Here is a 23,356-nt window from a genome sequence, read left to right on the forward strand (position 1 = left end):
GAAAATTGCTTAGGCTAAGCTAAAATATGAATGGAAACTAAATAATCATCATTAATACATTCATTATGCAATCTTACAGAGTACAAAACGGCCTAGCTAATGGCTGTCTCACTAAATCTAACTTTAGTAGGCATTATCAATGACCGCAAGTATTGAGGTGTCAACCAGTGCTCGTTTGCATATGGGGTTTTTTGATTTGCATGGTGGCTTGGGTCGAAAGTTCGGTAGTATTGGCTTGAGTCTAGCTGAGCCAAACTTGGTGCTAAGTGCAAAGCCATCAAAGGTATTGAATGTATCTGGCACAGACTCGGTACCTGAGTCTGTGATTTTAAGGGTTACTGCAGTTGCGCAACAAATTTTAAGTGCGATGGGTATTGCAGAGGCCGTTGAAGTTAATGTTAGTCAATCTGTGCCTGAGCACTCAGGTTTAGGCTCTGGAACTCAAATGGCACTAGCTACTGGTGCTGCGATTAGTTATTTGTATCAGCTTAACTTAAGTACGGTGCAGATTGCTACGATGACAGGACGAGGTAGACGCTCTGGGGTTGGTATTTCTGCATTTGATTATGGTGGTTTGTTGATAGATGGTGGTCGTGCGCTATCTTCAACCCATTCAACGCCACCGCCGATGCTGGCAAGATATGATTTTCCCGAAGAGTGGGCTATATTACTAGTTTTCGATACAACTGAGCCTGGTATTCATGGTGAGCAGGAGAGGGCGGCGTTTAATGAGTTGCCCGCATTTTCAGAAAGTTTGGCAGCACATTTGTGTCGACATGTATTAATGCAGGCTATGCCAGCATTAGTGGAGCGAGATTTATCAGCCTTCGGGCAAAGTATTCAGGTGTTGCAGCAGCATGTAGGAGATTACTTTCTGCCTGTTCAAGGTGGACGCTACGCAAGTCATTTGGTAAGTGCTGTGCTCGAGCGCCTAGAAACAATGGGGGCGCAGTGTTTTGGACAGAGCTCTTGGGGGCCAACAGGCTTTGCTATATTTGCCAATCGACATGAAGCAGATATGCATTTGCAACAGCTGAAAATAAGTTTTACCGACCATGCGCTTTCATGGAAAATTTGCAGTGCATGCAATCATGGTGCAAAATTCAATAAATTCGACATAACCGTATAATTTTTAAATTGGTTAGGTTAAAAAATTAATACAAACACACAACCTTTAAGGAAAGTAACAATGGAAAAAGCCAGCATTTTGCATGTATTCACAGCCGCCAAGAACGCTAGCCCGTTTGATGTCAACATGGCTTTTGACGCCGGTTTTGATAAAGTTGTACCGTATACGAATGTTGAACTCTCTGAGGTAACAGGTCTAACACAAGATGCAATTTTCTCACGAGGTCTCTCTGGCGTGAAACGTGAAGGCATTTTTATCGGTGGTCGAGATATCGACTTAGCGATGGATATGTTGAGTGCTGCCAAGAAGGCAATGTTCGCACCTTTCGCCTGTTCTGTGTTTGCTGACCCATCAGGTGCTTTTACTACAGCAGCTGCGATGATTGCAAAAGTAGAAGCCCATCTTAAAGAAAACTTTGGTGAGAGCTTGAGCGGTAAAACATTAAGCGTGTTTGGTTCTACAGGCCCAGTTGGAAGTTGTGCATCAATTATTGCAGCGCAGCAAGGTGCTAATGTGCAGATGGTTGCGCATAGTTCAGTAGCTTCGGTTGAGCCTAAGGCTGCCGCTTGGAACGAAAAATACCAAGTGAGTATGAAAGTGGTGGACGGTACAACAGAGGCTAAAAAAGAAGAGATTCTTGCTCAGTCTGATATCGTGATTTGCTCAGCTGCTGCTGGAGTACAAGTGATTAGCAAAGAGCAGTTGGCACTTGCAAAAAATCTAAAAGTTGTTGCTGATGTGAATGCTGTTGCGCCACTTGGTGTGCAAGGTGTTAATGTAAGTGACGACGGTGTTAAGATCGAAGGTACTAATATTTACGGTATCGGTGCAATTGCTGTCGGTCAGTTGAAGTACAACACACAGCATCAATTGCTTAAACAAATGATGCCAACAGATCAGCCATTTGAAAAACCTAAGTATTTGGAATTTGCTGCGGCGTTTAAATTGGCGCGTGAGTTATTAAAAATTCACTCTTAATTGTTGCCCTATCAGCGCGGCCCTTTGTTGAGGCGGCAGTCAACGCTGGATATAATGTTGTTGCTATTGATGCATTTTCCGATGAGCAGACTGTTGCCTTGGCAGAAAAAGCGCTGACTGTTCGTTGTGATGAGCTAGGATTTATCGCTGATGATTTACTGCAAACGCTCCATCGCCTAGATAAAGAAGGGATGGAGCTACGCCAGTTTATTGGCTTGGCATATGGGAGTGGGTTTGAAGCGCAGCCTCATTTGCTGCAAAAAATTGCTGAGTTAATTCCTGTAATAGGCAACACTTCAGTCAGTTTAGCGGCAGTGAAAAATGCCAGTATTTTTTTTGCTACCATGCAAAAATTGAATATCAAGCACCCTAGAACTTTTGATCAATTACCAGCGAATGTTGATCTAAGCTTGTATGTACAAAAGTTCTCTGGTGGTTGCGGTGGTGTACATATCAAACCTGCACAGTCGATACAAAATCATTTATCAGAGAATCACTACTTCCAAAATGTAATGGAAGGGTTACCTGTTTCATTGTTGTTTATCACTAATGGTAATGAAGTCGAGGTTGTAGGATTTAATGAGCAGTGGTTGAGCGTTAATGCACAGACTCCATTTCGCTACGGTGGCGCAGTAAGTCATGCTGATTTGTCTGTGAGTGTAAAGCAGCAATTGTTAAGTGCAGCACAGCAGCTCACAGTTGCATTTGGCTTGGTTGGTCTGAATAGTCTGGATGCTATAGTACAAAGCGCCAGTCAAAAAGTGAAAAGTGCGGAAGAAAAATGTCTGGAAGTACAAAGTGCAGAGCATGTGTATGTGTTGGAAGTCAACCCCAGATTAAGTGCTACTGTTGATTTGTATGCAAATGAAGAAAAGGCGTTATTTTATCGTCATGTTGAGGCTTGTTTATCCAAACAATTGATAGGAGCCATCGGGTATAAGTCACAAGAGATAGTATCAAGTATCTCTAAGGCACATGCTGTTGTATATGCAGATATTGATGTAACCTTAATGCTTGGAATAGATTGGCCTAGTTGGGTGACAGATACACCTATCCAATTGGATAGGCCATTAAAAATAATGGCTGGTGCTCCAATTTGCAGTGTGATTGCGTATGCTGATAGTGCAGATGCAGCAAAAAAAGAAGTGCTGACTAGAGTGCAGCAGATTAAAAATTTATTACAATCTTCTCATTAAAAAACCTTGCTTCCATGAGGCAAGTGAGTAGTGCAAAGGAAAAAAATGCAAAATACCACTTCACCACAAACGTTGGCAAGTCAACCTAGTGTTAATCAGCTTAGTGCTCCTTTAGTAAAAAGACTAATAGAGCAGGCGGATACTTTACATGTTGGGGTCTCTAAACACGCCTCTGGCTGTACGATCATCGATGCAGGTATCCAGTTTCCTGGTTGTGCCGAGGCTGGTCGTTTAATTGCTGAAATCTGTATGGGTGGCTTAGGTGTGGTCAGCCTGCAGGCTGACGACCGTTTCGCAGATTGGCATGATGCAATTGCAGTGACTTCAACACAGCCAGTGTTTGCTTGCTTGGCCAGTCAATATGCTGGTTGGGCATTAAGTCATGAGAAATTCTTTTCATTAGGGTCTGGTCCTGCACGTGCACTGGCGCAACGCGAAGATTTGTTTAAAGAGCTTGAATATGTAGATAGTGGTGCCAGCACTTGTATCGTTTTAGAAACAGATAAAGTGCCACCTATTGAAGTTGTTGAGAAAATTTTACGTGATACTAAAATGTCACCAGAGCAGCTAACTATCATCTTAACGCCAACAACAAGTGTTGCTGGCGTAGTGCAAATTGTTGGTCGAGTGCTAGAGGTGGCGTTGCACAAAGCACATACTTTACATTTTCCGCTTGAAAACATTGTAAGTGGAACGGGTTTGGCTGTGTTGCCACCAGTAGCAAATGATTTTATGACCGGTATGGGTCGTACTAATGATGCCATTTTATTTGGCGGCTTTGTGAGCCTGCAAGTGAAAGGTGATGATGCCGCAGCCGCTAAATTAGCGCAAAATTTGCCAAGTAGTGCGTCTAAAGACTACGGTAAAACATTTGCTGAGGTATTTAAATTTTACGACATGGATTTTTATAAAATTGATCCAATGTTATTTAGCCCAGCTAAAGTGGCTGTGACTAACATTGATACAGGTAATGTGTTCGAAGCTGGTCAATTAAATGCAGATTTGATTAATTTATCATTTCGTTAAGAATCTTGAATTAAGCCCTGCCTTTAAGCCCTGAGTTAGTTTAATTTTTAATCAATTGTTCATTTGAAAATACCTATTTTTACCGATGATGCTGGTTGGCAGGGCAACCAGCTAAAGCTTGCATTTGCAAAACGGGGTGTCGAAACCACGTTCGTATCTCTGCAAGATTGCGTAATTAATTTAGCGCAACAGCGTCCACATATCGAGATTCCACCTTTTGATACTAATCCGCCAGCTGCATTTGTGCGCGGAGTGGCTGGTGGTACTTTACCTCAGGTCATTACTCGTTTAAATGTGTTGCATATGCTTACGATGCAAGGCGTTCGTGTTTACAACCAAGTACGCGCAATTGAACGTACTGTTGATAAAGCGATGACGAGTTTTTTGTTGCGAGAACATGATGTGATGACACCTGCTACTTGGGCTTGCGAATCTAGATCGCAAGCAGAGATGGTGCGGGAACAAGCTCAGAAAAATCATCAACAGCTAGTATTAAAACCGCTTTTTGGATCTCAGGGTCAAGGTGTGCGTCAACTAAGTGCTGATGAACCTTTACCTGTGCCGATGCAGCAGTATGTAGATGGTATTTATTACTTTCAGGAGTTTATTGAAACGGCAGATACCCCACACGACTATCGCGTATTTGTGGTGGCTGGCAAAGTAATTTCAACCATGCGAAGGCTCGGTAGTGGTTTTGTCAATAATGTCGCTGCTGGTGGGCGCTGTGAGGCTGTGCAAGCTAATCATGCAATGATAGAAATTGCCTTGAAAGCAGCTGAAGCAGTTGATATAGATTATTGCGGTGTTGACGTTATTCAGGCTGTCACTGGTGAGTATTTTGTGCTGGAAGTGAATAGTATTCCTGCTTGGCGAGGTCTTCAGAGCGTTACCGATTTTAATATTGCTGAAGCACTGGTCGATGATTTTTTGCGAAAAATTGATTGAATGTCTTGAGCGATGACAGGTATAACTAAGAAGACAGATACAATTCGTAGGTTAACGCAAGATCAATTAGCGCTAGCCTATAAAAACGCATGCATGGGGGAGTTGCAGGCGTTAAAGCCAGGTAACGTGCATGCATTTTCAGATGGGCATGGTATGACGATTCAGGACTTTATTCAAAGTGCTGATGTAACCGCAGACCCTATTGCTAGAGTAGGACTCTCTGTCGGTGAGCGTGTATTTTACTCAGTAGAGGCCACAAAAAATGCGGTTGGGCAAAATACTAACTTAGGGATGCTTTTGTTATGCGCGCCACTAATGCAAGCTGCATTGAGTTTGTCAGAGGGCCAGTCTTTATGGAGTCAATTGAATCGAACATTGGATCAGTTAAGCATAAGTGATGCCATTCTAGTTGCTAAAGCCATTGTTCTGGCTAATCCAGGTGGTTTGGGAGTGTCTAATCGGCATGATGTGCATGAGGCACCACAAGTTAATTTGCTTGAAATGATGCGTTCAGCGCAAGATAAAGACCGTATTGCTTGGCAATATGCTAATACATTCCAAGATGTAGTCAGTTTTGGTGTTAATTTATATGCGGATGCTTTGCTTAAATGGGAAAATTCTGCGTGGGCAACAACTGGATTATATTTGGGATTTTTATCTCAGTATGCCGACACCCACGTACAACGCAAGCATGGCGCAGAGATTGCGAATACCCTCATGCAAGAGGCCAGAGAGCTTGAGTCTGACTATTGGGGTGCACACAATCCTAAATTAATGCAGAAACGCTTGCTTGAATGGGATGCGTCACTTAAAGCAAGAAAAATTAATCCAGGAACAAGTGCTGATTTGACGGTAGCAACTCTGTTGGCAAGTCACTTGGTGTTGATGACATAAACATTATTATTGCGGTGCATTACGTTCAATCTAGCTATTGATTGGTATCGCTTCAAAATATACGTTTTAAGTATGATTAAGTGCTTCAGATATTCAGAGTATCTAGGCAATGGGCGTTAACAATTTGGAATAAAAAATATAAATGAAAATAGCGCTGTTGGAAGATGACCTAGCATTTGCCGAAATATTGATTGAGTGGCTACAGGAGGCTAACTTTGAGGTCGATCATTTTAAAACCGGCATAGATTTTTTGCGCAGATTTCCACATGAGCAATATGATTTATGTATATTCGACTGGGCGTTGCCAGATATGGAGGGGCCCGATGTGATGGTTAGCATTAAGCTTAGAGCCAATAAGTTACCTCCAATTATCTTTTTTACAGGTAGATCTGAGGAGCAAGATATTGTTCGCGTGATTGAGGCAGGGGCCGACGATTATGTTGTTAAACCAGCCAGTCGACCTTTGCTGATGGCGCGCATTAATGCGCTGCTTAGACGTACATCGAATCAGCTTTTGGATGAGACTAGTTACGAGTTTGATGCATTGAAATTTGATGTGAAGTTAAGAGTTGTAACACTTGCTGGGGAAGAGGTTAAGCTAACAGATAAAGAGTTTGATTTGGCATTATATTTCTTGAAGAATGAAGGCGCTTTGTTATCAAGAGTGCATTTGATGAACGTGGTGTGGGGTACCAGTTCTGATGTGGAGACACGTAAAGTTGATGTGCATATTAGTCATCTACGATCAAAACTAAAGCTTATGCCAGAATATGGCTGGAAGCTAACATCAATATATCAGCAGGGCTATCGGTTAGAACGCAATTGCTAGTGAATTGCAATTATCAGCGGCAATTAGTTTACAAAATTTAACATGTTTGCGCTGCTTGTGTAGCGCAATTTTAACGATGTTCATGGTATTTTGTTCACCACTTCCCGTTTGAAAATTAACTTGCATGATGACAAAAAAAATAGAATATTTCTCTTGTAGGATATTTACATTATCCCAGCACTTCTATGAGCTAGAACTGCAGCAATCTAATCGTATCGCTGTTGTAAGTCACTAATGCAAATGAATGACAGGCTCTTTACAGCAATTGCACTTGCCTTAATCGCCTGCGTGGTGGGGATTAGTGAGGTGTTGGTCCGATTTGATCATTTATATTATGATTTAGGACGGCACTTTAGTTTCAAGCGCGCACCAGATAATATCGTCATTGTTGCAATCGATGAGAGAAGTATAGAAGCGATTGGGAGCTGGCCTTGGTCTAGAAGGTTCCATACTGAGCTTATTAATCATTTAATTAACGAAAAACCAAAAGCAATTGGATTCGGTATCACTTTCTCCGATCCAGAGCGTGATGCTACGGAAGTCGACTATGCTTTTGCCGAAGCAATTCAACGAGCAGGAAATATTGTACTACCTGTTTTGCTTGAGGCGCCTTATGTAGGGGCTTCTGTCAAGCAAATCTTCCCAACTCCATTGTTGGCTTCAGCAGTAGCAGGCTTAGGCCGTTTACATGTTTCGTTAGATGCTGATGGCGTAGCCCGTAATCTTTATTTGTGGGAGGGCTTGTCAGTAGGTGGCTCACCCGCACTAGGGTTGCCGCACTTTTCACAGGCCATATTGCAAGTGGCTAATTTATTGCCTGCTAATATGAATATTATTCCACCTACTATTCATTTAGCTAAGCCCAGTGTTAACCCTAGTAGTGGCTATGAAGCGCAACGCTTGATTTCTAACTCGCCGCGTAAAATTAATTTCTTCGGAGCACGTGGGCACTTTCATCAAATTTCTTATGTTGATGTGCTGGCTAATAAATATTCATCAGGATTTTTTAAAGATAAAGTTGCATTGATCGGTGTCACAGCACAGGGGGTAGGAGATGTATTACTCACGCCTGTTTCAAGCGATTCGGAACCAATGTCAATGATTGAATTTCAAGCGAATGCGATAGCCACGATGCAAAGCTCATCATTGGTGGTGGATGCGCCAAAGTGGATTGTCAGTTTGTTGTGTGCATTATTAGCGATATTACCGCTGTTATGGCTGTCTAGACTTCCTCCGTTGAAGTCTGTGTTATTGATTACAATATACTTGATTGTGATTATCTTGCTTTCACTCTCTATCGTTCACTGGTGGGGTATTTGGGTTCCTACGTCGGGAGCCTTAATCGCGATATTGTTGGCATATCCAATCTGGAGTTGGCGCAAGCTTAATTCAGCACAATTATCTTTAGATCGAGAGTTACAAAGATTACGTGATGAGTTATCAGCCTTAGGTATGGTGACTGAAGATAATGTGGATGGGGGTAATGTAGATCCTTTAGAGTCGAGAATCCTGAAGGTGAATCTGACCGCACAGCACTTACGCAATTTGCACAAAAGTAGAAATGATACTCTAGCGTTTATTTCACATGATATCCGGGCGCCTCTTGGCGCAGCAATGATGTTGCTAGATAAATTTGAGGCTAACAAATACTCCGAACGGATGAGTAAAATGCTCATCCGTGCGCATAGTATGGCGGAAGGGTTTTTACAGGCGTCACGTGCTGAAATGGCAAATGTGAATAGATTTCACGAGTTAGATATTGTTAGTCTGACGCAACAGGCGATTGATGATGTATATGAAATATCGATGGCTAAGCAGCTCAAGATACTCATAGACTTTCCTGAAGAATGTGTATGGGTGAGAGGTGACTTTGGTTTGCTCTTGAGAGCAATTTCTAATATTTTATTGAATGCTGTTAAATACTCACCAGAACGAAGTGAGATAAACGTAATCTTAAGAAGTGATACGCAATCGATTGTTTTGAAAGTGATCGATCAGGGACCTGGAATACCTGCAAAGAAAATCACAAAAGTATTTAGGCGATTTAGTCGCGCAGAAGGTGAGCATCAGGCACAGGAGGGTAGTGGTCTAGGCTTGTATTTTGTGAATGTGACCATCAAAAAGCATCGGGGTAGTGTTGCTGTTCACAGTGAAGAGGGGGCTGGAGCAACTTTCATCATTTCACTACCTATAGAGCGCCGTAAAAGTGATAGTCCAGTTGAGAGCGATCGAAGAAAGCATCATGTATCGCCATTTAATGACACCATATAGTTTTTAACATCACCACTTTTAAGATATAATCTTGCACTTGATTTTGTATAAGACTGTTGTATTCAGATAATTTTACGGAGGCATGTAATGGCTACTTTATTAGACCAATTAAAAACTATGACCACTATCGTGGCAGATACTGGTGATGTTGAAGCGATCAAGGCAGTTAAGCCTGTTGATGCAACAACAAACCCATCATTAGTGCTAAAAGCAAGCCAATTGCCACAATACGCACCTTTAATTGAAGCTGCTATTGCATACGCAAAAGCACAAGGCGGCACTAAGGCTGAACAAATTGACAATGCTGCTGACAAATTAGCAGTATTGATCGGTACAGAAATCACTAAAGAAGTGCCAGGTCGCATTTCAACAGAAGTTGATGCACGTTTGTCTTTCAATTTAGATGCAATGGTGGCTAAAGGCCGTAAATTGATCAAACTTTACGAAGATGCAGGCATCAGCAAAGATCGCGTGTTAATCAAATTAGCATCAACATGGGAAGGCATTAAAGCTGGCGAAATCTTAGAAAAAGAAGGCATCCAATGTAACTTAACATTGTTGTTCGGTTTTGGCCAAGCGCGTGCTTGTGCTGAAGCTGGTGTATTCTTGATTTCACCATTCGTAGGCCGTATCTTAGACTGGTACAAAGCTAAAAACCCAACAACAGAGTACACACAAGAAACAGATCCAGGTGTGGTTTCAGTACGTGCTATCTACCAATACTACAAAGAGCATGGCTACAAAACAGTGGTAATGGGTGCTTCATTCCGTAACACTGGCGAGCTGATTGCTTTGGCTGGTTGCGATCGTTTGACTGTTTCACCAAACTTGCTGCAAGACCTAGCAGCTACTGAAGGTACATTGACTCAAGTGTTGAAAGATACTGGCGCGACTAAAACACCACCAGCAAAAATGACAGAAGCTGAGTTCCGTTTTGAATTGAACCAAGATCCTATGGCAACAGAAAAACTTGCTGAAGGTATTCGTGGTTTTGTAGTTGACCAAAACAAACTTGAAGCAGCATTAAGCGAAAAACTTTAATACTTTGGTATTAATTTTGTAATTAAAGCGTAATCATGTCGCTTTAGAATTGACATAATTCGGCTGGGCATTTAACATAAGTGTCCAGTTTTTTATGAGGCCGAATTTAGGCACTTAAATTCGAACTAGTGAAAGTCGAAACACAGTCAACCTTAGTTGAGTATCTCGTAGTAAATTGCGAATGTTAGTTAAGTGTGATGTGGGACGAGTTTCGCAAAATAGCAATAAATTGTAATTCTTAAAATTATTAAACGGAGAAACACCATGGCTTTAACCCAAATGGCATTAGATTCATTAGATTTCGACGCAACAGTTGCATTAGCAACTACAGTTGCTCCACACGTGGACATTCTTGAAATCGGTACACCATGCATCAAGCACAACGGTATCAAATTGCTTGAAACATTACGTGCTAAATTCCCAAACAACAAAATCTTAGTTGACTTGAAAACAGCTGACGCTGGTTTCTACGAAGCTGAGCCATTCTACAAAGCTGGTGCTGACATCGTTACTGTATTGGGTATCTCTGATATGGGTACAATCAAAGGTGTAATTGATGCTGCTAACAAATACGGCAAAAAAGCACAAATTGACTTGATCAACGTTGCTGACAAAGCTGCAGTTACTAAAGCTGCTGCTGCTGCTGGCGCACACATCATTGGCGTGCACACTGGTTTAGACCAACAAGCTGCTGGTCAAACACCATTTGCTGACTTAGCATTGGTTGCTGCTTTGAACCTAGGCGTTGAAATCTCAGTTGCTGGTGGCGTTAAAGCTGCTACAGCTAAACAAGTTAAAGATGCTGGCGCAACAATCATCGTTGCTGGTGCTGCAATCTACGGCGCTGCTGATCCTGCTGCTGCTGCTGCTGAAATCACAGCTATCGTTCACGGTTAATTTAACCTATTTTCAATAAGTTTTTTATTGAAATGAACGATTAAAAAATCCTGACTCAGTAATGGGTCGGGATTTTTTTTGATATTTTATGTGTTCATTAAAATCATTGATTCGATAAGGAAATATCATGAGTAGTAGTCAAAAATTAATTTTAGACAAGTTAACGAGTATCTTGGCTGAAACAGACAATTCTAAATCAGCTGAGCTTTTAAAGTTAGTTGAAGGTGCAGGCCGTACATTTATCGGTGGTGCTGGCCGCTCATTGTTAGTATCACGTTTCTTTGCAATGCGCTTAGTACACGCTGGTTACAACGTAAGCATGATCGGTGAAGTGGTAACACCAGCGATTAAAGCGGGTGATTTGCTGATTTTGGTTTCAGGTTCTGGTGGTACAGAAACTTTATTGCCATTTGTTAAAAAGGCAAAATCAGTAGGTGCTAAATTAGTGGTGATTTCTATGAAGAAAGCTTCACCTATGGCTGATGCAGCTGATTTAACGATTCAAATCGGTAATGACAGTAGCTTCCCATTGACGAATGGTATGCCAATGGGTTCACAGTTTGAACTTTCAACACTTATTTTCTTAGAAGCTACGATTGCTGATTTGATTTTTGCAAAAGGTTTGACTGAAGAAGGTATGCGCGCTATTCATGCCAACTTGGAATAGTTGCAAGCTGAACGAATCTAGCTGTCAAACAGTTTAGTTGTAAAAAAGCCCGACCAGTCGGGCTTTTTTATTGTCGAAGTGAAGATAATTGTTCGTGCGATAATCGCTTATCGTGTAATGCGGTGGCAATGAGTGCGCCATGAATACCTATAGATTGTAAAGTATACAAATCTTCGATTCCACGAACTCCTCCCGCTGCATACAACTTGAAGGTGCTGGCGTTCTGTTTTATTTTGGTGAGTAATTGTATATCTGTACCTTGATTAGTACCCACATGCGCAAGTGACATGATGATGACCTCTGGCGGCCAGTATCTTGTGTTCTCTAACAGCGCTAATGGCCCTTGGTAGCCGTTCGGCATAAAATCAAGCGATAGAATGTGTTGAGTGTTACCTAACGGATATGAGGTTTTATATTGCTCAATGCTTGAATAGTTTTCACTGCCCAGAATGAGTTTTACATTGAGTGATGACCATAATGTAAATTCTGCCATATTACTGATACCGGCATCCACCCAAATAGTTAGACTGGGGTAATGATGCACAATTGACTCAATGACGTTAAAGTTGTTGCTTTGTGAGGCCGCATTAGGGTTGCTTAGCTTCTGTATCGCATTCAGATCTGCGATATATAGTTGCTCGAAAGGGTGGAGCATTAGTAATGCATTAACAATATCTAGCGGATTGCTCGACGGTGTAAGTTGTGAGGCAATTGCCTGGTAATGTTGACGATCACCTTTCTTTGCATGAACGACTACGTTGTTCAATAAGTCAATGACTGGAATTATCTGCATCAGTATCTCAAGAAGAGTAATAGTTAGTATATTTTTTCAGCATTTTTATCATTAGTCACTTTGTTTAACTTGAATGTTAGCCTACACTTTCAGTGGTTATAAATAGCTGTGCCTAAGTTGCATTATCTCAGCTTGTGAGTATCTTGGCTTGAGACTTGTGTCTAGCGTTATTGGTCTACAGTATATTTTACGCAAGCGATTTGCCATATGATGTAATTAAAGAGGAATTTTGATCATCGAATCACTTAAAAAAATATTAGTTTGTGAGTTTATTACTAGCGGAGGTTTGAGTGCAGAGGCTCTGCCAGAGTCATTGGTGAATGAGGGATCGCTAATGCGGGATGCTTTGTTAAACCATCTAGCTGAGATGAGTCAATTTGAAATCGTGACCCTACATGATGCTAGGCTTGCGCCATCTCCGCTGGCAAATCATAGCATTGAAGTAGGCAATGGACAGTTTCATCATGTGTTTTCTGAAGCACTAGCAACCGTCGAGTTGGTGTGGTTAATTGCACCAGAAACCAACGGCGTTTTGCTTGAACTAAGTGAATTGTGCTATGCGAGACATGAAAAAGGCACGCTATTTTTGGGTTGCGGTTTTGACTCTATGCTAATTGGCACCAGTAAAACTTTATGTTGTGAAGCATTGCAGCAAGCGAATATTTATACTTTGCCTGTCTATGCAGGTGAAGACCTCATGCAAGAAAAATATCAAGTTCCAAACGCGCAAGATATCAACCAGTGGGTAGCTAAGCCAGAGGACGGTGCTGGTTGTGAGGGGATTCGGCTATTTGCTTCATTAGATGATTTAAAAGTTTGGATTGCTCAGGATGAGCGATATCTCAGCTATTTAGCTCAGCCCTATCAAGCTGGGGTGGCTGCCAGCTTTTCTATGTTGTGCCGTAATGGGAAGGCTTGGTTGCTCAGTTGTAATGAGCAACATATCGAGCATGATGGTTGCCATTTCAAATTAACAGGCATTACGATTAATGGTATGTCCAACTATTGGCAACGTTTTGAAACCATCGCGAGGAAAATTGCTAAGATGTTGCCAGATGCACTTGGCTATATTGGTGTGGATGTGATTATAGACACCGACAATGAAAGTAAAATTTATGTGGTGGAAATTAACCCCCGCTTGACCACAAGCTATGTAGGGTTAGAACAAGCGTTAGATTATAATCCTGCTAAGTTGATTTTGGATTGTGTATTAAATGATAAGTTCTTTGTGCCGAATCTAGCTAAAAAGCAGGTTGATATTAAACTATGAGTCAAAAACGTATGATTGGTTGGGATGTAGGTGGCGCGCATCTCAAGGCAGTGTTAATCAATGATCAAGGACAGGTTCTAGATGCAAAGCAAGTTTATTGCCCTTTGTGGAAAGGGTTAGGGGAGTTAGAGTCTGCAATAGATTGTGTTTTGTTAGAGATGCATGCCGATTCTCATGCCGTGACCATGACAGGTGAGCTTGCTGATATATTTCCAGACCGCAACACAGGTGTTTTACAAATTTCGCAGACAATGCAGCGTAAACTTAGTATGGCTAAGCATGAAGTAGTGATTGAGTTTTTTGCTGGTGATAAAGGATTTGTTGGTATCGATACAGTAAAACAAGTGACGAGCGATATTGCATCGATGAATTGGTTGGCGAGCGTTCATTTCTTGGCTAAAAAAGTCCCTCAGGCGATTTTTATTGACATCGGCAGTACAACGACCGATATTGCCTTGGTCTGTGATGGTAGGTCTCAGGTGCAAGGACTCACGGATGCGACACGCATGCAGTTTGATGAGTTGGTTTATACTGGAGTAGTACGTACGCCATTGATGGCTTTAGCCCAAAAAATTCCATTTTCTGGGCGATTGGTGAATATCGCGGCGGAGCATTTTGCTACTACAGGCGATGTTTACACATTAACAGGCGATTTAAGTCTTAGTGACAATATGGCAGATACCGCAGATGGTGCGGATAAGAGTGTTGCATCCAGTGCACGTCGTATTGCAAGAATGATAGGATGGGATGCAGAAGAGGTACCTTTAAGCGCTTGGATAAAACTTGCTAATGCGTTTAAACATGCGCAGCTTAACCTTGTGCGGCAAGCCGTATTAACAAAGTTGTCATCTGAGCAATATAGCAATGCTAGCCTACAATTGATTGGTGCAGGTGCTGGGGAGTTTTTAACAGAGTCACTAGCTCAGCAATTAGGCATCCAATATCGTTCAGTAAGTGATTTTATTTCTGCAGAAAGTATATTGATTAAAAATATGGCAAAGGTTTGTTTTCCAGCATTTGCAGTCGCTTCACTAGGGTTATCTAGATGAGTTTTTTACAGTATCAATTGCAATATCAGGCTGATAGTGCGCATTATTTTGCACGTATCGCACATATGCCATGGGCGATGTTCTTAGATAGTGGCCAGTTACAAAATCCTTTGACGGGTAGGGCTGGTAGCCAATATGGTCATTATGACATTTTAGTGGCGAAGCCATTTATGACATTCTCCACTAATGCGCAGCATACAGAAGTGGTGAAGCATAATCAAAAATACATATCCGTTGAAGATCCATTTAAGCTTGTGAACGAGGCTTTAGCAACGCTACGAGCAACTAAATCTAAGTGGCCATTTACAGGTGGTGCGGTTGGTTATTTTGGCTATGATTTAGCCAGACGGCTAGAAAAGTTAGAAAGTACTTCTGCAGATGATAGGCTGGTTCCACAGATGCAGATTGGTATATATGATTGGGCTGTCGTAGTGGACCATCGTAACAAGACTGCATATTTAGTTTCAAACGGGTTTGATTTTCAAACCCATGACGAGTGGTTGTCACTGTGTGCATTATTTGATTCAACGAATGACTTAGTCGCTGTGCAACCAGCCCAATTTGAAGTGACCTCTGCTGTACATTCAAATATGGATAAAAGTGCCTATGCCGCCTCGTTTAATGCGATTCAAACCTATATACACGAGGGCGATTGCTATCAAGTGAATCTAGCACAGCGATTCTCAGCTACTGCGCGAGGTAATGCATGGACGTTTTATCAGAAGTTGAGAGTGGTTAGCCCTGCACCTTTTATGGCATATATGAATTTTGGTGATATGCATGTGATTTCCGGCTCTCCAGAGCGATTTCTACAAGTAGTCGATGGACATGTGGAAACGCGGCCAATTAAAGGCACTAGACCGCGTGCTGATGATGCCCAGCTGGATGCACAATATGCAAAAGAGTTGCAGGAAAGTCTGAAGGACCGAGCAGAAAATCTGATGATTGTAGATTTGCTACGCAATGACATCAGTAAAAACTGTGTGACTGGTTCGGTCAAAGCAAATAAGCTTTTTCAGTTGCAGAGTTTTGCCAACGTGCATCATTTGGTGAGTATTGTCACGGGTGAGTTGCAGGCAGATAAAACAGCAATCGATTTGTTGCGCGGTTGCTTCCCCGGGGGCTCTATTACTGGTGCTCCAAAGTTGCGATCTATGCAAATTATTGAAGAGCTAGAACCACATCGACGTGGTGTTTATTGCGGTGCTATTGGCTATATTGGGTTTGATGGCAATATGGATACGAATATAGCTATACGCACGGCTGTCTATTTGGCAAACAAAAACGGTGATGGTGAAATTAGTTTTTATGCTGGTGGTGGTATTGTTGCAGACTCAGAAGTGGAGAAAGAGTACGTGGAAACTTGGGATAAAGCCTCTAGTATGTTGAAAGTAATGGCGTGTTTTAGTCACAAGGCCGATTAACGGTAAGCCCTAGTTTTAAATCAAGGGGTCGTTTATGTGGGTTGTTAAATTAGGTGGTAGTTTGTTGGGTTCTCCCGAGCTACCACGTTGGCTAGATATGCTGGTTAAAATCAGTGATGGCAAAGTGATTATTGTGCCGGGTGGTAGTGTGTTTGCTGATGCAGTGCGTGAGGCACAGCATCGTACTGGCGTAGATGACACGATTGCACATCACTTAGCTTTATTAGCGATGGATCAGTTTGGATTACTGTTGACAGGAATGAACAGTCAACTGGTCACAGCAAGTAGCGAATTAGAGATTGCTGAACGTGGCTGGCAGCATCGTGCGATTGTCTGGCTACCTAGTAAAATGGTGTTAGCTGATGATGCTATTTCTAAAAATTGGCAAGTGACGTCTGATAGTTTAAGTGCTTGGTTAGCAAGGAAAATTGGTTCAGATCGGTTGTTCTTGGTGAAGTCTAAGCCATTGAGTGCTTATGCCAATTCAACATCGGTGTTATTACAAACCTTAGTCAACGATACTTTGGTTGATGAGGCATTTGGTGATTATTGCCTAGCCCAACACTTCCAAACTTACTTAGTACATAAATCAAATTATGATGCAGTTGAACCAATACTCAGTAAGCGTCGTATGGATGATCAGAATGTTGCTACAGAAAATATATTACTTATCAATCATTAAGTTCGTCATTTAAAAGAAAGATTCATGATGTCTTCTTATCCAGTACTTTCTGAGCAAGAAATTGAGACTAGATTATCCACAGAACTACCGCATTGGTATTTAGAAAGTGGTTGGATAAGACGTAAATATAAAACCAGTGGCTGGAAGGCTACATTAATGGTGGTGAATACTGTTGGACATTTGGCAGAAGCGGCATGGCATCATCCAGACTTAGCTGTTTCATATGCGTTTGTGATTGTGAAGTTATGCACTCATGATGCTAAAGGCATTACCGAAAAAGACTTTGAGTTGGCTAAGAAAATTGAAGCGGTCATTGCGTGGCAGCCAGCCAAAGAGGGCGGTGCTTTGACTGGCACACCTAATGAAGATGCTAGATTTAAATATATTAAATATGAAGATAAGTAGTATTTAATCCTGTTGATTACGTTCAAACTTTCCGAAATGTAGCATTATTGTTGGTAGTATCAGCAAATTGAGTATCGTGGATGTAACTAATCCACCCACAATAATTGTGGCCATTGGCCCTTCAATTTCTCGTCCTGGCTGCCCGCTACCAACAGCTAATGGTAAAAGACCAATAGCAGTGACTAATGCGGTCATTAAAATGGAAGGCAAGCGCTCAGAAGCACCACGGATGCAGGTTTCTAATCCCCATACACAGTTTTCTTTATCCACTAGGTGCTGAAAGTGTGACACCATCATAATTGAGTTGCGTAGAGTAATGCCAAATAACGTAACAAAGCCGACTAGCGAGCCTAGTGAAATCCACCCACCTGTAAACATGACGGCCAATACACCACCAATCAGTGCGAAAGGTAAATTGATAAAGGTAAGTAGTAAGTTTCGTAATCGCCCAAATGCGATGTATAGCATTAAAAACACACTAACTCCAGCTAACGCAGATTGTAAAATCAGCCTTTCCCTTGATTTGGCGTTAGCCTCAGCAGCGCCAGTGAATTCCAAGTAAGTGCCTTGAGATAGCGTCAGTTCTGTATTTAATCTACTTTTAAGTTCACTAGTAAATGAATCAATATCTCGACCAATTACATTTGCAGTGACCGTTTGAATGCGCTTAGCGCCAGCATGCAGTATTTTAGAGCGCCCATTTTCTTGCACAATTTCTGCAACATCACGTAATCTGAATAGTTTACCTTCGGCATTAAAAAGTGGGAGATTGCCGGCCTCTTGTACATCATCTTTTGCTTCTAAATCTAATACGACGCTTACACCAATGACTCGATTACCTTCATACACTTGTGTAATTGGCACACCCTCATAGGCTGCACGAATGTTATCTAAAACATCGGTAGGATATAAGCCAAGCTGTGCCATTTTCTCGGGACGTAAACGTACAACAAGCTGTGGAGTGCCCGGTGGTGACTGTACAGTAACGTCTGCAGCACCTTGAATATCATTTAAAATTTTTGCAATATTATTGGCGTCACTGTCGAGCGTATCGAGATTTTGACCATACACATTGATTACCGTAGATGCAGCGTAACCAGAGATTGTTTCTTCGATACGTTCCGTTAAGAAAGTGTTAATTGCAAAGTTGACGCCCACAAAACCAGTTTCTGCAGTGCCGTCACCATCACGATCAATCTCTTCACCAGAAAGCTCTTCTCTAATTTCAGACAGGATGCGACGTTGCTCCTTCCCTGAAATAGCGCCAATCTCAATTTCAAACTCGCTATAATGAGTACCAAAAGTATCGGCGCCGTTAGGGGCGCGACCTACCCATTGAGTGACGGACTTTACCCCCTCAATCTTACGAATGATTGCTGATACTTTTTTACCAATACGTAACGACTCCTGTTCAGAAGTGCCCGGGACGGCGGTCATATGCATGATGTAATGGCCTTCATGCAGTGCAGGTATGAATTGACTTTTAAATAAGGGTAGAGTGCCCAAGCCTATCGCGATTAAAACGAAGCTCGTGACGATAATCATTTTGTAATGCGCATCAATCTTTACCAGCGCTTTTACATATATTTTTTTGATTGCATGAATCAGTGGCGGATCTTTGTCATCTAGCGAGGCATTGCCTAACATCATGTAGCATAAAGCAGGTGTGAGCGTCAGTGCTACAAAAAGAGATGCCATGATTGCTGCAATATAAGCGACACCAAGGGGGGCGAAAAGCTTCCCCGCGACCCCGCCTAATGTGAGTAATGGTAAAAAAACTAATGCGACAATAAAGGTTGCATAGACCACAGAGTTGCGAACTTCCATTGATGCATTGAATACAACTTGATAAGTGGGTAAGGGATGGTCAAGTAGGCGATTCTCACGTAGTCGTCTAAAAATATTTTCAGTGTCAATAATTGCATCATCTACTACTTCGCCAAGTGCAATCGCTAGGCCGCCTAAGACCATAATGTTTAAGCCGATATTAAAATAGCTCATGACAACAATTGCCGTTAATAGTGACAATGGAATTGCCGTTGCTGAGATAAATGCAGTGCGTACATTAAATAAGAATAAAAACAGTATCGTAATCACCAATACTGAGCCAATTAAAATGTCGGTGCGTACACCATCTACTGCTACTTCAATAAAGTTAGCTGGTCTGAATAACCCTTTGTGTAGCGTAATGTGTTCGGCGACTAAGTTGGGTTCAAGTTCCTTTAGCGCACGTTCAATGTCTCGTGTAACCCCATGCGTATTCGCGCCCAGCTGACCTTGAACTGAAAGGTATACACCAGTTTCTTCATTAATGGCCGCCGCACTTATGGATGGCGCTGCGCCATCCACTACCTTACCAATGTCACCAAGCCTGATGGTTTGCCCATTTTTGTAGAGCAAGGTTACAAGTGCCAGTTTTTCTGGTGTCGTCGATTGTCCTTCAGTATTAATGACAATCCGCTGGTTTTTATTCTCAATATAGCCACTGCCACGCACGCCAGTTGCTTTTCTAACAGCATCTTCTACTTGTAATAATGAGATGCCGTAGCGAATCATTTTTTCAGGGTCAACTTGTACTTGTAGCTGTCTAACTTTGCCACCAAATACATTCACATCAGCTACGCCAGGAATCGCTAGTAAATGGGGCACTATTGTCCAGTCCACCATCGTGCGAATTTCTGTCAGGTTGCGTGTTTTTGATGTGAGTCCAAAGCCAAGTACTGTGCTGGCTGATGAGGTCAGAGGAGTGATGTTAGGCGTAATGCCTTGAGGTAGTTTGTTATTTAAGGTTGAAATCCGCTCTGCAATGACTTGACGATTGCGATAAATATCAGTGGTTTCATCAAAGATAATAGTGACGATAGACAAGCCCGGGATAGATTGAGAACGCATGCTTTCAATCCCGACAGTCCCTGCTACGCTGTTTTCAATAGGTTGCGTGACCAAACTCTCAACTAGCTCTGCAGACAAACCTGGGGACTCAGTCTGAATCACAATCTGCGTAGGTGCAAACTCAGGAAATACATCAAGATTGCTGCGTGTGAGGCTGAACAACCCATACACGATAATCAGCGTGGCTAAACCAATAATTACCCCGCTAAAACGGATTGAGAAGCGAACTAGGGCTTGCATCATAATGCTAAAGTCTCATGCCTTGCTTGGAAGCAATATAAATGATGATGGCTCTGAACTGAGCTTGTTGCGCACATTGCTAATCCCTTGTAATCAGTGCCATTGCTAAGTGGCTGTATTATTTTTTATTTGAGCTAATGTTAGTATCTTAGCTTAATCATCATTCTCGTTCATGATTTGTGATTTAAACTCTTCTGATAGGAGTAATTGAGCACCACTGATGACAACCTCATCGTTGGCTTTGAGATGGCCCTGATAGAACCAGCCATCATCTACTTCTATGTTGGTATGGATAGGTTTGCGGCTAAATTGATCAGCCCCTGTTTTCTGGTATACCCAAGGTTTTCCGGCATACCAGATGATTGCATTATTAGGCACAATTACACCGTTACTCTTTTTACTTGATGTCGCAGTCGTCGCGTTGATTTGCATACCAGCACGTAACTCATTGGTAACAGCGTGATAAAAATAAGTTTTTCCTTGAATAGTCGAATTGGTGAGAGGTGCTGGTGAAACATACTGGGCACTCATGGTATGTGATGGCGCAGCTGTAGGCGCGATCATAATACTGCTATTTTGTTTTGGTTCAGCTGCATCAAAGGGTAGGGTTGTTTGAATTAATACCCTTTTATTTGAAATCAGCGCTTGCAATAAATTACTTGTTTTTGGGTTGATCGCATGCTGTGCTAAGGTGTCCCCCCATAATTGACGAATGCTATCTGAAATGTTTTTAGCATTAGATTCTGCCGCTGTGATTTTTGTCTCGTCAGATTTGGTATTGGCTGCTGCGCCAGCAAGTGCTTTGTCAGATACATTTTTGTTATCCTGATTCAAAGCTTTAAGACGTTCAAATTCACTCTTATCATGGCTGAGCGTCGCTTTTAAGACATCAATTTCAGATTTCACTGCCAAGTAACGATTACGTAATTCAATCAGGCTGTCGATACTCACAACATTACCGTAAGTACTGATACTTGCTTGATGAGAGCTCGCTTTGAGCGGTGATGTCAATATATCACTTTGTTTTTGTGCTGCAGGGCTGATGCTAATGATGGTTGCACCATCTTTGTTAGCAACACGGTTAATTGTTTCAATTTCCTCTTCAGATTGCTCTGACATTGCTTCAAACTCATCTTTACCATAAAAGGCTAGAAGCCAAAACAATACGACGATTAAAAAAGCTTGCAAGCCAATAATTATGGCAAGTTTTCGATTCATTCAGTATGTCTCCATCGTACAGCCAAATTTAATATCAGAACCAGTCAATCGGTGTTTGCTGCATTCAATGTACTAGATTGAATTCCTTGTTCATTGAGTGGTTGTTGTAAGGTGTTTTCGAGATTACTAATCGCAGAATGCATCTGAAAGCTAGCATTCACTAAGTTTTTTTCTGACAACAACTCTTCAAGTTTGGCCATCGTTAACTCCAACCTATCGATTTCACCAGCACTAAAAAGGTTTTGCATGCGATTGGTATTCTCTTGTTGTAATGCATACAGCCTTTTATTGTCAGCCAGTGATTGTTGCGTTTGCATCAACTTAGCGCGTGCAGAATGTGCCTCGTTAATGACGCTACTTTGTAATGACTCAAACTGTGCAGCCTCTACCTCACGAAGTTGATTAGCTTCAGCGATTGCAAATTTATTTTTATTAATAATCGTCATCAAGCTAGACAGACCTAGTGACCATACCTTATTTCCAAACTCATAAGTATAGGAAGGGCTAATCGTAATATTAGGATATTGTTTTGCAATTTCTAATTTCAGTTTGCTTTCTGCCATTGCATATCGCTCAAGTGCAATTCTTAGGTCTAAACGATTCAATAAAGCTTTTGATTGAACATCTGTCGCTAAATTTTTCTGTGCTATTCTCATGACGGCATCGATAGAAGGGCTATCAGCAAGTGTCATTTGGGTTACATAACTTAATGGTAATCCTAAGTTATTTGCGAGTTTTGTTGTCAACATAACTTTATTTTGTTGTTGCGTATTTAACTCTGCTTTTGTTACTTGGAGTAAAAGTTTTGAATGGCTTAATTCTATTTTAGAAGCAAGCCCTAAGTCGTGACGCTTTTGATACAGATCGACAATTTCTTGCCGATAAGCTAGTTCTTTTGCAAAAACGTTCAGTTGAGCTTGATTATGTAACAGCTCATAATAGGTAGTTGCTACCTGCGTACGCAAATTCCAGGCCGTTTGTGCGATTTGCAATTTAGCCGATTCAGATAAGTGCTCTGCATTTTCAATGCGAATGTTGCGTTTGTTCGCAGTTTCAATTGGTATATCAATGCTCAAGCTATAAGTATACGGACTGATATCTTCGTTCGCATTGTTTCCTTTACCATAGTTTCCGCTCACACTTGGCAAGGGTCTTGCGCCTGCACTTGATTGTGAAGTTTGAGCTAAGCGCCATTGCGCCCTTGCTACATCTAAACTGGGGTGAAAATATAGTGAACAATAAGTAAGCTCATCTAGGCCCCAATGCGTAATTGGAAAAAAATCGGGGTGATAATTGTTATAAGCTAAATATTGCTTAAACTCATCGCTGTCCGGACGTTTATTCTCAAACTTTTGAATAACTGCTTGCTGGTCAATTGGCTTAGCGATGTAGTCTATAAACCCACATGAAGACAATGTTAACGGTAAACATACAAACCACAGGTTTGTATGTAGACTATGAAATCTAACTTTGCTAAATATAAATGGCATGCGCTAATTGAGTTAGTCGA

At 41.7% G+C, this 23,356-nt stretch carries 20 protein-coding genes; 16 read left to right on the top strand and 4 right to left on the bottom strand.

The window, feature by feature from the left end:
• Positions 1-139 precede the first annotated feature (139 nt).
• From A391_RS0106220 to hxlB, 11 genes are all read left to right on the top strand, one after another.
• Positions 140-1,129, top strand: coding sequence for a beta-ribofuranosylaminobenzene 5'-phosphate synthase family protein (locus tag A391_RS0106220; protein WP_019898150.1), 990 nt, complete (start codon positions 140-142; stop codon positions 1,127-1,129).
• A gap of 60 nt (positions 1,130-1,189) precedes the next feature.
• A complete protein-coding gene (locus A391_RS0106225; protein WP_019898152.1) occupies positions 1,190-2,107 on the top strand; it encodes an NAD(P)-dependent methylenetetrahydromethanopterin dehydrogenase in 918 nt (305 codons plus the stop codon).
• A 98-nt stretch (positions 2,108-2,205) separates the two neighbouring features.
• Positions 2,206-3,303, top strand: coding sequence for an ATP-grasp domain-containing protein (locus tag A391_RS0106230; protein ID WP_019898153.1), 1,098 nt, complete (start codon positions 2,206-2,208; stop codon positions 3,301-3,303).
• 45 nt (positions 3,304-3,348) lie between these two features.
• On the top strand, positions 3,349-4,329 hold the full coding sequence (gene mch, locus A391_RS0106235) for a methenyltetrahydromethanopterin cyclohydrolase (protein ID WP_019898154.1): 981 nt from the start codon (positions 3,349-3,351) through the stop codon (positions 4,327-4,329).
• A gap of 63 nt (positions 4,330-4,392) precedes the next feature.
• Positions 4,393-5,274: an ATP-grasp domain-containing protein gene (locus tag A391_RS0106240; protein WP_019898155.1), complete on the top strand. Its 882-nt coding sequence runs from the start codon at positions 4,393-4,395 to the stop codon at positions 5,272-5,274.
• 12 nt (positions 5,275-5,286) lie between these two features.
• On the top strand, positions 5,287-6,168 hold the full coding sequence (locus tag A391_RS0106245; RefSeq protein WP_019898156.1) for a triphosphoribosyl-dephospho-CoA synthase: 882 nt from the start codon (positions 5,287-5,289) through the stop codon (positions 6,166-6,168).
• A 142-nt stretch (positions 6,169-6,310) separates the two neighbouring features.
• A complete protein-coding gene (locus tag A391_RS0106250) occupies positions 6,311-6,997 on the top strand; it encodes a response regulator transcription factor (RefSeq protein WP_019898157.1) in 687 nt (228 codons plus the stop codon).
• A gap of 240 nt (positions 6,998-7,237) precedes the next feature.
• The gene (locus A391_RS0106260; protein ID WP_232416147.1) at positions 7,238-9,268 is read left to right on the top strand and encodes a CHASE2 and HATPase_c domain-containing protein; all 2,031 of its coding nucleotides are present in this window, start codon (positions 7,238-7,240) and stop codon (positions 9,266-9,268) included.
• A gap of 87 nt (positions 9,269-9,355) precedes the next feature.
• Entirely contained in the window at positions 9,356-10,309 is a 954-nt protein-coding gene (tal, locus tag A391_RS0106265; RefSeq protein ID WP_019898161.1) for a transaldolase, read from the top strand.
• A 264-nt stretch (positions 10,310-10,573) separates the two neighbouring features.
• Complete coding sequence (gene hxlA / locus A391_RS0106270; RefSeq protein ID WP_019898163.1) at positions 10,574-11,206, top strand: 3-hexulose-6-phosphate synthase; 633 nt, start codon at positions 10,574-10,576, stop codon at positions 11,204-11,206.
• 127 nt (positions 11,207-11,333) lie between these two features.
• Positions 11,334-11,873: a 6-phospho-3-hexuloisomerase gene (gene hxlB, locus A391_RS0106275; RefSeq protein ID WP_019898165.1), complete on the top strand. Its 540-nt coding sequence runs from the start codon at positions 11,334-11,336 to the stop codon at positions 11,871-11,873.
• Between the two features lie 67 nt (positions 11,874-11,940).
• Here the strand turns inward: hxlB and A391_RS0106280 are convergent, their stop codons facing one another.
• Positions 11,941-12,666 (bottom strand): HisA/HisF-related TIM barrel protein, encoded by a 726-nt coding sequence (locus A391_RS0106280; RefSeq protein WP_019898167.1) that lies wholly within the window; start codon positions 12,664-12,666, stop codon positions 11,941-11,943.
• Positions 12,667-12,895: 229 nt separating this feature from the next.
• On the opposite strand from A391_RS0106280, the gene A391_RS0106285 reads away from it, so the two are divergent.
• Genes A391_RS0106285 through A391_RS0106305 form a run of 5 tightly spaced genes read left to right on the top strand, consistent with a single transcriptional unit; the run spans position 12,896 to position 17,496 of the window.
• A complete protein-coding gene (locus A391_RS0106285; RefSeq protein ID WP_019898168.1) occupies positions 12,896-13,936 on the top strand; it encodes an ATP-grasp domain-containing protein in 1,041 nt (346 codons plus the stop codon).
• Positions 13,933-14,985: a hydantoinase/oxoprolinase family protein gene (locus A391_RS0106290; protein ID WP_019898170.1), complete on the top strand. Its 1,053-nt coding sequence runs from the start codon at positions 13,933-13,935 to the stop codon at positions 14,983-14,985. Before A391_RS0106285 ends, A391_RS0106290 begins: the two co-directional genes overlap by 4 nt.
• Positions 14,982-16,409 carry an aminodeoxychorismate synthase component I gene (pabB, locus tag A391_RS0106295; RefSeq protein ID WP_019898172.1) on the top strand — a complete coding sequence of 476 codons (1,428 nt, stop codon included), beginning with the start codon at positions 14,982-14,984 and terminating at the stop codon, positions 16,407-16,409. The genes A391_RS0106290 and pabB overlap by 4 nt, the downstream gene beginning before the upstream one ends.
• A 34-nt stretch (positions 16,410-16,443) precedes the next feature.
• The gene (locus A391_RS0106300; RefSeq protein WP_019898174.1) at positions 16,444-17,091 is read left to right on the top strand and encodes a uridylate kinase; all 648 of its coding nucleotides are present in this window, start codon (positions 16,444-16,446) and stop codon (positions 17,089-17,091) included.
• 24 nt (positions 17,092-17,115) lie between these two features.
• Complete coding sequence (locus A391_RS0106305) at positions 17,116-17,496, top strand: 4a-hydroxytetrahydrobiopterin dehydratase (RefSeq protein WP_019898176.1); 381 nt, start codon at positions 17,116-17,118, stop codon at positions 17,494-17,496.
• 3 nt (positions 17,497-17,499) lie between these two features.
• On the opposite strand, the gene A391_RS0106310 is transcribed toward A391_RS0106305, so the two are convergent.
• The 3 genes from A391_RS0106310 to A391_RS0106320 all read right to left on the bottom strand — a co-directional run bounded on the left by A391_RS0106310 (position 17,500) and on the right by A391_RS0106320 (position 23,336).
• Positions 17,500-20,631: an efflux RND transporter permease subunit gene (locus A391_RS0106310; protein ID WP_019898177.1), complete on the bottom strand. Its 3,132-nt coding sequence runs from the start codon at positions 20,629-20,631 to the stop codon at positions 17,500-17,502.
• 150 nt (positions 20,632-20,781) lie between these two features.
• Entirely contained in the window at positions 20,782-21,846 is a 1,065-nt protein-coding gene (locus tag A391_RS0106315; protein ID WP_019898178.1) for a hypothetical protein, read from the bottom strand.
• A 44-nt stretch (positions 21,847-21,890) separates the two neighbouring features.
• Positions 21,891-23,336, bottom strand: a complete 1,446-nt coding sequence (locus A391_RS0106320) for a TolC family protein (RefSeq protein ID WP_019898179.1) — start codon at positions 23,334-23,336, stop codon at positions 21,891-21,893.
• Positions 23,337-23,356: the final 20 nt, after the last annotated feature.

It is taken from the genome of Methylotenera mobilis 13 (assembly GCF_000384255.1).
In the GTDB taxonomy this organism is placed as follows: Bacteria; Pseudomonadota; Gammaproteobacteria; order Burkholderiales; family Methylophilaceae; genus Methylotenera; species Methylotenera mobilis_B.